9 protein-coding genes and 1 CRISPR repeat array (1 of these 10 only partly in view) are annotated in these 12,951 nt (G+C 47.4%); all 9 genes read right to left on the bottom strand.

Going from position 1 to position 12,951, the window contains the following annotated elements; translation table 11 throughout:
- A CRISPR array of direct repeats spans positions 1–2,983; the repeat unit is 32 nt; unit sequence GTCACTCCCCACGTGGGAGCGTGAATTGAAAT; it reaches 544 nt to the left of the window's first position.
- A gap of 349 nt (positions 2,984–3,332) precedes the next feature.
- Positions 3,333–4,607: a tyrosine-type recombinase/integrase gene (locus GN107_RS02580; protein WP_019891886.1), complete on the bottom strand. Its 1,275-nt coding sequence runs from the start codon at positions 4,605–4,607 to the stop codon at positions 3,333–3,335.
- Entirely contained in the window at positions 4,600–4,806 is a 207-nt protein-coding gene (locus GN107_RS02575; protein ID WP_003575700.1) for a DUF3173 domain-containing protein, read from the bottom strand. The genes GN107_RS02580 and GN107_RS02575 overlap by 8 nt, the downstream gene beginning before the upstream one ends.
- Positions 4,807–4,883: 77 nt before the next feature.
- The gene (locus GN107_RS02570; protein WP_155286295.1) at positions 4,884–6,164 is read right to left on the bottom strand and encodes a replication initiation factor domain-containing protein; all 1,281 of its coding nucleotides are present in this window, start codon (positions 6,162–6,164) and stop codon (positions 4,884–4,886) included.
- Positions 6,165–6,569: 405 nt separating this feature from the next.
- Positions 6,570–7,535 carry a caspase family protein gene (locus GN107_RS02565; protein WP_155286294.1) on the bottom strand — a complete coding sequence of 322 codons (966 nt, stop codon included), beginning with the start codon at positions 7,533–7,535 and terminating at the stop codon, positions 6,570–6,572.
- 8 nt (positions 7,536–7,543) lie between these two features.
- Positions 7,544–7,921, bottom strand: a complete 378-nt coding sequence (locus tag GN107_RS02560; RefSeq protein WP_019891336.1) for a TIR domain-containing protein — start codon at positions 7,919–7,921, stop codon at positions 7,544–7,546.
- 227 nt (positions 7,922–8,148) lie between these two features.
- The gene (locus tag GN107_RS02555) at positions 8,149–9,483 is read right to left on the bottom strand and encodes an ApeA N-terminal domain 1-containing protein (protein WP_155286293.1); all 1,335 of its coding nucleotides are present in this window, start codon (positions 9,481–9,483) and stop codon (positions 8,149–8,151) included.
- 1 nt (position 9,484) lies between these two features.
- Positions 9,485–10,705 (bottom strand): GIY-YIG nuclease family protein, encoded by a 1,221-nt coding sequence (locus GN107_RS02550; RefSeq protein WP_019891340.1) that lies wholly within the window; start codon positions 10,703–10,705, stop codon positions 9,485–9,487.
- Entirely contained in the window at positions 10,698–12,650 is a 1,953-nt protein-coding gene (locus GN107_RS02545) for a DEAD/DEAH box helicase (protein WP_019891342.1), read from the bottom strand. Before GN107_RS02545 ends, GN107_RS02550 begins: the two co-directional genes overlap by 8 nt.
- Positions 12,640–12,858 (bottom strand): type IIL restriction-modification enzyme MmeI, encoded by a 219-nt coding sequence (locus GN107_RS11465; RefSeq protein WP_308779400.1) that lies wholly within the window; start codon positions 12,856–12,858, stop codon positions 12,640–12,642. Before GN107_RS11465 ends, GN107_RS02545 begins: the two co-directional genes overlap by 11 nt.
- Positions 12,859–12,951: the final 93 nt, after the last annotated feature.

Genomic DNA, 12,951 nt, shown 5'->3' with positions numbered 1-12,951 from the left:
TGGGAGCGTGAATTGAAATTTGCTGGTGTCGGTGTCCTCGCCCTCGCGGCAGGGTCACTCCCCACGTGGGAGCGTGAATTGAAATTTATTGGGCCAAGCCGTCGCGGCACCTTTTGGCGTCACTCCCCACGTGGGAGCGTGAATTGAAATCAAAGAATGAACGCCGTGAGAAGACGGCTGATCTAGTCACTCCCCACGTGGGAGCGTGAATTGAAATATACTTCTTGCCAAGGAAGTCCAGCGCTTCGGTGTCACTCCCCACGTGGGAGCGTGAATTGAAATACCTAATTACTGGCGAGCCGCTACTGTGTGGTGGCGTCACTCCCCACGTGGGAGCGTGAATTGAAATGATAAAATGACAGCCAGAAAAATGAAGTATCACGGTCACTCCCCACGTGGGAGCGTGAATTGAAATACGGTGGACGCTTGGCACATGCCCAGACGACATTGTCACTCCCCACGTGGGAGCGTGAATTGAAATTGGGACAGCTTTCCAAATGTCCTAATGCTGAACACGTCACTCCCCACGTGGGAGCGTGAATTGAAATCATGAATTGCTGCGTTCTGTCGCCAAGCTTTTGGTCACTCCCCACGTGGGAGCGTGAATTGAAATATGCTCTTGCCGGTGGCCTGTTGCAGCGCCTCGGTCACTCCCCACGTGGGAGCGTGAATTGAAATTTGTAAATCTTGAACATCGTCTGACCGTCATCACTGTCACTCCCCACGTGGGAGCGTGAATTGAAATCCGGCACTGATTGCAGCGGCCGTCATGGCCACGTCACTCCCCACGTGGGAGCGTGAATTGAAATTGGGTGCGTCACGTCCACATCAACCTGCGATGGGTCACTCCCCACGTGGGAGCGTGAATTGAAATTAGCTGCAAGATAATTTGCTGTGTCTCGGAGTTGTCACTCCCCACGTGGGAGCGTGAATTGAAATCCTGCAGCGCGGTCTGTTTGTCGGCTTGCAACTTGTCACTCCCCACGTGGGAGCGTGAATTGAAATTGCTGTGCTGTCAGTCGCTGGTGTTGCTGCGGTTGTCACTCCCCACGTGGGAGCGTGAATTGAAATTCTTGATCATATCATCACCTGCTTTCTTTGCTGGGTCACTCCCCACGTGGGAGCGTGAATTGAAATACATTGACCGCAGCAGACCCGTTTAAGAAGCGGGTCACTCCCCACGTGGGAGCGTGAATTGAAATCACAAAGCTTGTTGAGACGCTCGGCTACCTTTTCGTCACTCCCCACGTGGGAGCGTGAATTGAAATAAGTAATCATCGAGTATCATTATTTTTCCTCCGGTCACTCCCCACGTGGGAGCGTGAATTGAAATCGGAAGGGGATGAAAGGCACGCCATTAAAGCCATGGTCACTCCCCACGTGGGAGCGTGAATTGAAATCGCGACCTTAACCCCCACACACAAGACGAGGGCGTCACTCCCCACGTGGGAGCGTGAATTGAAATTGCTCGGCTGCCACGGCGTCCGCGCTTGCCTGCATGTCACTCCCCACGTGGGAGCGTGAATTGAAATCGCGCGACTGAGTCCAGCTGCGGCTACAACCTGGTCACTCCCCACGTGGGAGCGTGAATTGAAATCAGTTTGCCGCCTTTTCGAGGTCAGCGTTGGTAGGTCACTCCCCACGTGGGAGCGTGAATTGAAATATCTAGCAGGTTGCGCACCAGTTTGATGCACCGGGTCACTCCCCACGTGGGAGCGTGAATTGAAATAGTCCTTCACTGAAAAAGTTCAGGACGCAATCAAGTCACTCCCCACGTGGGAGCGTGAATTGAAATGCTCGTGCTCCGCCTGGTACTTGTACAGCTCCAGTCACTCCCCACGTGGGAGCGTGAATTGAAATTTGGTTACAGCTACAATACACCTGCCGGAATCATGTCACTCCCCACGTGGGAGCGTGAATTGAAATTTTCATGCCACCTTTTAGCTTGTCGGTGTTCTTGTCACTCCCCACGTGGGAGCGTGAATTGAAATACGCATTGACTCAAACGGCTTCCGGCCGTGTCTCGTCACTCCCCACGTGGGAGCGTGAATTGAAATAAACACGCCGATGAATTTGCGGAGGCCTGGAACCGTCACTCCCCACGTGGGAGCGTGAATTGAAATTCTGGTCTCATCCTCCAACGAGATGTACTTGAGTCACTCCCCACGTGGGAGCGTGAATTGAAATCTTGTGCGTATCGCAAAAGGTTCGTATAGATTATGTCACTCCCCACGTGGGAGCGTGAATTGAAATTGATTTACGAACCAAACAAGAACTACGACTGGACGTCACTCCCCACGTGGGAGCGTGAATTGAAATAAGACTTGCTACGTCGTCAGGATCGTTGTCGTTGCGTCACTCCCCACATGGGAGCGTGAATTGAAATAAGGCTCGTACCCGGAAAACATTCGCGCCGAAAGTCACTCCCCACGTGGGAGCGTGAATTGAAATTTGGCGTCTGGCGTTGTAGAAGAGGTCGATTTGGTCACTCCCCACGTGGGAGCGTGAATTGAAATCTGTTTGTGCCGAAAACTTCGATACGGCAGAAACGTCACTCCCCACGTGGGAGCGTGAATTGAAATTGTGCATACACGTAATTGATCACATGCGATTCGGGTCACTCCCCACGTGGGAGCGTGAATTGAAATATGATGCCGCTGCCGCCCATAAAGAGTACAAGTGAGTCACTCCCCACGTGGGAGCGTGAATTTAAATGCGATATGCCAGGATGTCCTGGCGCTTGGCGTCCTGTCACTCCCCACGTGGGAGCGTGAATTGAAATCATCGGCATTGAGCTTAGAAGAGACGTTGGCCGGGTCACTCCCCACGTGGGAGCGTGAATTGAAATTTGCGTAGCAGGCCGTGATCAACGAAGATGCAGGGTCACTCTCCACCTACGTGGGAGTGTGAATTGAAATATGGGCGATATTCGTGGGCAACTGAAGGCAACCGTCACTCCCAACGCGGGAGTGTGAATTGAAATAGTGCACATTGCTCGCACAGTTCAAAGCCTCCGACGTCACTATACGAGCGTGAATTGAATACGAATTGCATAGTGACCATCGAAGAAGTACACGTCACTCTCCACATGGAGGTTTAAATGCAAAGTGCACTTGTAACAACTCCGGGGATGAGCCCCGCACCACAAAAAACCACGTTGAGGTTCCGGCCATTTGGCTTAGAACTTCAACGTGGTTTTTGTAAACGATGTTTTCCACCACTCACGATATTAATTAAGTGAGTGGTGAACTATTTCAAAACGATTAACGCATTCGCGCTACTCCCACTCAAGCGTATCTTCAGCGGCGTTAACCCGCGTCACTACTGGCTTTCTATGCCTCAACTGCCGCTTTGGCGGGGAGTTTGGCGGGGCTTAATTGATCGTACTTCACCGCTTGATTCCCCACGAACCGCACCTGATTCTGACCCGCTGTCTTGATCGTGATATTACCCGCAATCTGTTCTGCGATATCGGCATCCAGCCCGCCCCATAAGTGCGAGTAGTGCTTCAGCGTGATCTCAGGCGATGAATGACCCAAGCGCTTCGACAACACCAGCACGGAGACGTTGAACTCATTGATGAGATACGAGGCGTGACTGTGGCGCAGCCCTTTACCTTCGACTGGATGCACCTTCGCCAACTTGGCGTAGCGGTGGATAATCCGCGAGATCGTCGATTTGGTCATTGGCAGCCCGTCATAGGTCATGATGAAGTCATCAACCCCACCCAGACCGAAACTTATCTGCACCTCACGCCAGCGCCGCAGAATCGCCACGGTGTCATCGTCAAGCGTCAAAATGCGCTTGCCGCTATCTGTCTTCGTGTAGTCGTGGCGTTCCCAGTCGTGCCGGTTCTTCATCACCAGCATGTGGTCAACGTGTAGCTGCTTCTTAGCAAGATCAACATCCCGCCACCACAGCGCCGTGCCTTCGTTGACGCGCACACCAGTCAGGAAGTACAGCCACAACATCAAGAAGTTCAGGTACCCGTATATGTCATCAATGCAGATTTGCGCGATGACTTGTTCAAACTCAGCTTTCGTCCAGAACGGCACGCTGCTTTTAGCCTTGGGGATCGCCTTAACTCGCTTCGACACATTGCTGGACAGATACTGCATCTGCACCGCGTGGTCAAGGGACTTACGGAAGCAGCCGAACACCAATCCGGCATAACCTTGCGAGTAGCCGGCACCACCGTCTTTCTCATCTGTGAGCAACCATGTGCGAAAGTTCTGCACGTCAGTGATATCAATGTCACGCAGCAGCAAGTCACCAAACCGCGCGATACAGATATCAAAGCTGCGATTACGGACGGCGAAGGTGCTTTCCTCCACGTCGGTTTTGTATGCCGGGATATAGGCGTCCTGCATGAACTGGCGATAGGTCATCCGGAAGTTCGTAAACCCATGCGCCTCATGATACTCACGCTTCACCCGCGTCAGTTCCTTGTTCGCCGCAAACGCGGTACTGAACGGCATTCCTTGACTGTCCTTCCGCCCTTTCTTGCGGACGCGCTTACCACTCATCTTATCGGTGCCTAACTCAGTTTCATAGTAGAAATTACCTTTGGCGTCTATGAACACGCCTGGATATTTGGTTTTACTCATTCTCAACAGCTCCATTCATCGGTGATCCGAGAATGGACTCAACGACAGAACGCGGCACGCGCCCTAAGTTTCGGTTGAGATACAAGGGATAACCCTTTTGTACCATCCTTTGCTTCGCTTGTCTAATGATATCGCGCGCAGTGTGCTGCTTAAAGCCTAATGCCATCAGATCTTGATAGCAGACAAAACTCTTATCCAATTACGTCACTTCCTTCTCGTTGATTGAAGTGAGATAATCAAGCCAGATAGGACCCAAACCTTATCTGTGAAGGGTGACTACTTGCTTTGGTCGGCGTAGTCGCTCTTTTTTGATGTCTCACTCGGTTCTGAATCGGTCAAAACGCCGTTGCGGTGGTGCTGATAGTGGTGAATCAAGTCCCAGTGGCGTTGCGTCAGCTTACCGCCATCAATAATCGTCTTCAGCTCGGTAGTGCCATTGTATTGATCAATCAGCTGCAACATCTTCAACGACGGCGCAACCTGCTTCTTGAGCCAGCGAATAATGTGTGCATAACTCAATGGTTCAGGGTCAGTTGAGAGTCGCAGCTTGTCGCGATTATTACCGATAAACGCATCCCAGCGTGGATCTGTCGCCCACTGACTTTTGGCTTTGTGGCTCGGCGTCAAGAAACGCAGGTAACGGTTGATAATGCCGAACACGACTTTCTCTGGATCACGTTCTGCCAACAGATTCTTAATTGCAGCAGCGGCGCGTTTGCGACGTAACCGGACTTCAAAGCGCGTGCGTATCGGCTGGTCTTCAATCGCAATCTCAGGGTGCTTCTGGTGTTGCTCAAAGGCCTTGTCGTAAATACAGAAGTACACTTCGCTTTGCGGTGACCCCAGATACAAGGTTCTGCCCGATACCTCCCACTGCTTGGTGCGATTATCTCGGAAGCCATGAAAACGCGAGGTGAATTCATCCCGGTCACACTTCTCAATCAAGGTCGGCACATCGAGCAAGCCATTGCGATCATTGATGGCGAGGTCAACGCGGGTGAAGTGACCGTCAAGCGCAATGCACGTCTCCAAGAAGTCGTACCAAGTCCGGTTCTGTTGGCGCAAATACGATTCAACATAGCGGCAGCCTTGACCTTTCAACTCAATCATCGTGCCACTATCCTCACTAGGATCATAACCGTCTGCATTTACATCTTGATATGGCGACAGCAACACGTCGATTTCGCCACATTTGAAGGTCGCACTGTAACCATAGCGCGCGCCTTCCTTAAGACTGAAGTGATTGAGGTTGAGCTGGAACAACTCCGTCACCAGCTCTTCATAGTCGTGTGACTTGAAGGTGACGCCCAAATAATCAATACAGACGTCAATATTGTTCTGACCGGTCAGCGATCGCAGTGCCAACGTCAATCGCAATCGCGCTTGCTTGTTAATCGGACTCTTCCCTGTCAGCAACTGGTTCAAATGCGACCGACTATAATCAGCCGTCTTCGCTAATTGACCCTGAGTAATCTTGTGCATGCGCATCTCATCATGAAACTGGTTTAGCCAGTCGATATTTGTCATCCCGCCGACTAAGTTCAAATCTTTCAGCATGTTAGCTCCTTTCGAAGCAACCTGACAGCACAGCCACCTATCTGCTTACGCAAAGTGGCTTGCCACCGGCGCTTTCGTCCTACTTACGTGTATTTTGTCTCTAATATTTGCCCCCCTATTAGAGACCGGGGGCTTGTGGCGGCCGGCTAACGCCGACCGCCGCCGCTCGCGCTAGCGGCTTTCGCGCTGCACGCCGCGCACGGCGGCGATGCGTTGTAAGACCCTTCCGGAAGGTCCGTGAGAACTTTCGCTCTCAACATATACAGACGGTTTGTAGGACGCGGTTTGAAACTGAAATTTGAACTGTAACAGGATCTTAATATTGCAAACAAAACGATTAGACACAAAAAGATGTCATCATTAAAATCTTGATGACATCGTCAATTTAGATCAATTCAACTTGACTCAGAACCGTCGATCTTTCGATAACTTCCAGTAGTGCATCCCCAATGGTGTTAATCTGCAAGACTTATTGTGCATCGCCGCAAAATACATAAAATCTTCTCCAACCGGTTCTACTAGTCCCACACCTTCAAGTGCCTGTAATTTTTTGAATAAATCCACATGCTCTCTAGCTGCATAAGGTTTAACCACCCTATGATCAATGTCTACCGCATTTGTATCTTCATACGAAGGATCTAAGCCAAATTCCGTCGTAGGTTCTTCAAAAATCTTTGAAATTATTCTCAACGTTGTCATGGGCACCTGCGGTTGAACAGAACGAATCGATAAAAAAGCGGTTGTATTTGTTTTGAATACAGGACGTTGTTCCCAAGGACCAAGCGATTGATCAATAAACGCGTACAAGCTGGCTGGCGAAATTTTACCCGTTAAATCAGCAGCACCACCTGCCAATCCCTGTAATAAAAGTCCTGTAAACACGCCATGTCCATTTATTTCAAGTGACACCTGATCTCGCGAACTAGCAGTCATAATAGTGACACCTTCTGCAAGTTCTGAAGATGTCGCCTCAAAAACGGGGTTTTCACCTAATCGGCCAGAATAACAGCTGTCAAGAATAATGATTTTATTCCGGCACTTAGATTTATTCGCACAGCTTAATATATCTGCCATGCTAACTCCCCAAATTGGCGGGGCATAATCTGGGGTAACCAGATATCCCATTCCATCTTCACTACCATGTCCTGAAAAATACAATAAAGCTATATCTGCATCACCCTGAAAGAGATCATTAACCGCACTTAGTAATCTGGCACCTGATGGAATATTTGTTTCTAACCGCACGTCAAAATTTTTGGTTTGGTCTTGATTTCGCTCCAACGCCTTCGCAATAGCCTCTGCATCATTTACGCAGCCTTTTAGTGGTGCGTTCGGGTAATCGTCTATCCCGACAACTAACGCCTTCTTCATGCCCGCTCCTATAATGTGTCCAACCAAGTCTTGATGTTGACCCAAGTCCAATCACGCATCTTGTACTTCGGAAGTTCTGGAGGGACTTGAACCCCCGCATGCTCATCATTTCCCCATATACCCAGACGGGAGATTCCTTCCTCTGAAGCACATTTCAGTTCCCAGCGTTCCCCGTCAGCATCCATTGAATTCGATGTAACGATTGCAAGCACTCCACCGCATCCCTTAATCTTTGTGCGGCATTTTGTCTTCCACTCACTACTCCATGCCTTTTTTACCGACATATCTACAAACTCAAATGGGCTGTTGTTATTCTTAGCCTGACCAACCAATAAGTCTCGAAGCCGTGAATCCTCAATCGCAAAGCTAATAAACACTCGTTTCACCTTACCCACTCCACTTTCTTTGAAATTACCAACACAGACATTGCATCCACAACAAATTTAGTATATCACCAAACACGCGTTCTGGAAATCGCTTTTACGGTTGATTCGTAGCACCGGACACACTAACCAATCTTGAGAAAGTCTTTATTACTTCACGTAAAACCGATATTATCCAAGAGAGGTGAAGCGAGGCGCCAATCTTCCTCCTCCCGTAGATCTCGTTAGTATTAGTTATTCCGTTGAACACGTAGTAACCCCACCTGTGTAATTGCCTTTCGAATCAACTTTTTAAAGATAATTAGATCTGGTACAAGTTCTGCCTCAGAAGTATACTTCTTAGATCTTTCTCCGTGCACAATATAATCTCGTGCATCGACCATTTCCTCTATTAGTTCCTCTACTTTACCCGCGCTGCCCCTAATATCATCATTGAACAGCTTGTTAGGATCATATACTAGTTCAGCCATCCTTGCGAGCTTTTCCTTAGCATTCTTAATTTTCTTCGGTGGGAAGCTATACCTAGCTTCGCTGTAATAGGACTCGACAGCGGATACAAGTGTCACAATCTGTGTGTCCACCGGTGTATGAAACTGGTCAACCGTCAAGTAACTGCCTACGAATTGCTGTAATTTTGTATTCATCAAATACTGACTCAGTATCGGGTTGAATTTATCTGCTATTTCATGATACGGAACATTAAAATGTGCATTAGTTTCGTTTACAGACTCTGGTAAATAAGACTGTTCCAAGAACCAATTTTCTCGTACATTATCCGAACTAGACTCATCCTCGCTATTATTGGTAACAACATCCCGATTTAGAATAATCTGGTTTATACGAACTTCTTTACCCATCACAATGTGTAAAAAGTTTCGAAGAGTAACAGCCAGATGATAGGTAAATTCTCGAGCCTGTGGATTATCAAATTCAATACTAATGGTCATGTAAGCCGTCTTCTGATAAATATGAAGATCGTGCCGTTCCTTACCATTTGCACCAATTACAAGCGCGAATGGTTGATTTTCAAAACAAAGGTCTTTAAACACAATCGATTTCGTATTCGCCCAATCCTGCTCCGGCCGAAAGAAGTTGAACCAAGAATACACATGGTCCATTGATAGGGTCGCTTTCTTTATCTTCGAATCTGCTAAATGCTTGTCCACAATAGAGTAATCACTTATCCGCCATTTTGAGGTGTCGCCGACAAAATGATTTCTAGCAAAATTTTCGCTCGCATTTATTCGAAAAAAATCGCGAAAAACAAACTGCAAACCACCATCCCAACTTGACGCGTACCAGTTTCCAACATCATCCTGATTCGCCACTTTGTCATCATGATCAACAATTACACCTGAAGGATTCGGGGAAATATAATCCTTCTTTTCAGGGAAATCAGCCAGCTCAAGAAACGTACTTCCACCTTTTCGTGTAAGTATGCCTGCGTGGTGGCTATTCGGATCTACGCCTTTGATTCCTGAGATTTCAACTAGTTCATATCCAACGAATACTGGAATTGAGAAATCATCCCTCATATCAAACTCTTCAAGTTTTTTGGTTTCCATATTACGACTCCCCATTAACATTCTGAAGTAATCTGGCAACGATCCTCTGTGATACTTCGAAAATAGTATTGAAATCAACAGCAAACCATTCACGTGGCTTAACAATCCGCCCGTTAGCAGCAGTAATATCAACATTCAACTGATATTCTGCTAATGCATGATGTAACGCAGTTTCCAACGCTTCCGCTTTCAAGTTCACCACTTTAATTTCGCCGACAAGTCGTACTGGACCATATAGATAAGTTGACTCATTCTCGGCGTTGGCAATTCTTGCCTGAACCGATCCAGTAGTGAAGCCAACCTTGTACAACGGATGCCTCGCTTGTATTCGCTTAATCTGAGGGTTGTCGCTCAAAGATTCCAGTATATATATGAACCCCGTCACGTGGTCATCACTTGTCAATTCAATACCATGCTCAACTTCCGTAACAATCCTACCTTGACGCCCATACAGAGATGAAGCAAGCCCATTTCGCGTCGGGTTGTTTTCAGTCCCGTTATCATAGATTACATGCATCCTTGCGTCGGTTTTCCTGTTGCTATTGTCATCAAGTTTGATTTCTTCGCCAATCTCATCAATGTACAGTAACTGTCCCTTAAGAACGTAGAAGTGCTTGCTCAGCAACTCGTAATTCTTGAACGGGCGAAGCTGCCGCTGACCAGATGCAATTTCAGCCTGAACCTTGTGGAACATAGCCTCATACTGACCGAATTTTTTCATCGGCTTACGCTGAGAAATCAATTCCGGACGGTTTTCCTGCTCACGCTGAATTTCGTTGAGCTTCTTGGTATCGAACAACTTACTACCAGCAGCTTGCTGATCACTTTTCTTAAACAGAATGGAATCATCGCTAAGAATATCATCCAGTGATGCAAAATCCTGCTTTTCATTTTTCACAATTTCATTCAACGCTGGGCCGTCTTCATGAACACTTAGTAACCCTGCAGTATCATACGGCATCAACAAATCCCGACGCTCAGGATCTTCACGGATACCTTTTAATCGGCTTGCCAACTTGCGCTGTTTCATCTGTGAGGGATCTCGCAGCTTCTGTGGCTCGTTACCGTCATGAGCAATCACCCAATCGGTAATCTCTTGAAATCCTTCTACCGTGGGGTCATAGCTTACGGGAGTATGTTTGGGTTTGCTAGCGAGCAAAGACGTTGCGTCCGGATCATTAAAAATGTCATCCAGCGACCGAATCAAGCTTTGATTATCCATTCTGCTGCCTCCGTGCCTGCATATCCCTTAATTTGGCAAGCGCATACGCCATCTTTACCTCAAGCTCGTCGCGACTTCCTTTATCTGGTTCCCGACCGTTATCGGCGATAAATTGCTTAGTCTGATTGTACAGATAGACGAGTTCAGCTTCATCAAAGTCAAACTTCTTAGCGTCAATAGAACGCTGAATTGTCCGCAAAACGTCACTGTCAATATTCTGGGACAGCACTTCATATGCCCGCTGGAACGGATTGATGGAATCAATTAAGTTGATATCCAACTCGTCGACGTTGATGAACTTGTCAGCCATTCGTAAAAATTCATTGGTGTTGCCGTGCTTGTCTGTAGTTTGATCCACGACAGCATGCCGCAGCACAGTGTCTGCTACCGCGTACTGACGGACTTCTTCGACTTCCTCATTATTTAGCCCTGGGTAGCGGGTCATAATGACTTTAGGAATCAGTACCTTGTTCATCGTCTCAGCGTCTACATTAGCCGCAATACCATTCTTCACCGCGTTATCTTGCAGGATAGCCGCCTTCAGGTCAGGCATGTCATTCTCAATGATGCTCCGAACCGCCTTAGTCGACGGGTCTTTCAATCCTCGGACAAAGATGTCACCACCATTACCTGAAGACTTGTCTGTCTTATGCTTGCGTGCTTTCAGGTGAATCTCCGGAGCCAGTACTTGTTCCATCAATAGTGAGGCAGTAATCGCCTTAAGAATTGAGTTGACCGCATATTGAACGTCACCGTCTTTGGCATCCGGCTGTTCAATCATATTCGTAAACTGGGCATGCGTCTTATTGGAGCTATCACGCGTAACTCGGCCAATGATCTGCACAATCTCCGTTAGCGAACGTCGATAGCCAATAGTCAACGCCTGTTCAGCCCACGGCCAGTCAAAGCCTTCTTTGGCCATCCCTAACGCAATCAGGATATCCAACTGATCAGCCCGCTTCATCTTACGTAAGTATTCTTGAACCTTGTCGCGGCCATCTTCATTGACTAGGTCAGCAACCTTCAATAAACGCCCATCCACATGGCCCTTAAGCGTGTAGATACCTGTCTCATCATCCTGCGATTCGATCGTGCCAATGGTATCAAATATAGCATCAACCTCATTATATTTGTCCTTGGTTGATTCACTAGAATTAACACTAGGAATATGAATGATGGTCTTCTTAGACACATCTACCGCCTTGTCCAAAGCCGTAAGATATGAGCCTTGATAAAATTTGTAATCAATGCCAAATGACTTCAAGTATTTGTAGCCATCCAATTGTTCGTAATAGGTATAATTGACCTTGTCAAACTGTTGCTCATCTTCTGGCGTTAGGATTGGCGATGAATCGCCACGGAAATAAGACCCCGTCATCGCAAGAATATGCGCCGTTGAGTTGTGCATAATGTTCTTCAGCGCACCGCCAAGGACAGAGCTGTCTTCAGAAGAAACGTGGTGAAATTCATCAATCGCTAACATTACGTTGTCGAACTTGTGATCATCATCGACTTTCTCATACGCAAAGCGCAGCGTGGCGTGCGTACAAATTAGAATGGTAGCCGTATCGTCGTTCATGAAATCAATGAATTTCTGAACTTTGCCAGCATCTCCGCCATTTAGAGTAAGATCATATTGCGAGTTTACTGACCAATCTTCATAGAAGCCAAACTTCGCTAACTCGGTGTGTTGGAAAGACTTCCCAATCGAGCGTTCAGGAACGGCAACGATAACCTTTCGAACACCTTGATTAGCCAGCTTATCAAGCGCAACAAACATCAAAGCCCGTGACTTACCAGAAGCAGGTGGTGCCTTGACCAAAATGTACTGTGAACTGCGATGTTGATAGACACGTGCCTGCATCTCACGCATGCCCAGCTCGTCTGTATTTGTGCTTTTCCCTGTTCGATGATAACTAACATCCACTACATTTTTATTGTCCAAGTTTCTGCACCTTCTCCTCATACATTGATAATAAGAAACCAATTCTCTGTGAGTCAGTTGAGAAACCACTAGCCCGATAAGCCCTCTCTACTATTTCATCCAATTCATTGTGAATACGTTCCAGCCTAGTATTCATTGGTACAGGCTTTACAAGTGCATTAGGAGAACCATATAATTCAGATAACGACCCGCCTTCTTCTTCTCGAATGTCAATTATTTTAAAAGGCAGATTTTATAATCAAGTTAGCCACTCGTGACCAAGTTCTTCTGAAATAAAAAACATCAAATCAAACTCGTGTTA

Origin of the sequence: Lacticaseibacillus zhaodongensis, assembly GCF_009687905.1 — a bacterium.
Classification (GTDB): domain Bacteria; phylum Bacillota; class Bacilli; order Lactobacillales; family Lactobacillaceae; genus Lacticaseibacillus; species Lacticaseibacillus zhaodongensis.
This window is presented reverse-complemented; position numbering and strand designations above follow the sequence as displayed.

Bases quoted from the DNA above. Each gene is read 5' to 3' on its own strand.
- GN107_RS02580 (WP_019891886.1), bottom strand. From the start codon at position 4,607: ATGAGTAAAACCAAATATCCAGGCGTGTTCATAGACGCCAAAGGTAAT.
- GN107_RS02565 (WP_155286294.1), bottom strand. From the start codon at position 7,535: ATGAAGAAGGCGTTAGTTGTCGGGATAGACGATTACCCGAACGCACCA.
- GN107_RS02570 (WP_155286295.1), bottom strand. From the start codon at position 6,164: ATGCTGAAAGATTTGAACTTAGTCGGCGGGATGACAAATATCGACTGG.
- GN107_RS02550 (WP_019891340.1), bottom strand. From the start codon at position 10,705: ATGGATAATCAAAGCTTGATTCGGTCGCTGGATGACATTTTTAATGAT.
- GN107_RS02555 (WP_155286293.1), bottom strand. From the start codon at position 9,483: ATGGAAACCAAAAAACTTGAAGAGTTTGATATGAGGGATGATTTCTCA.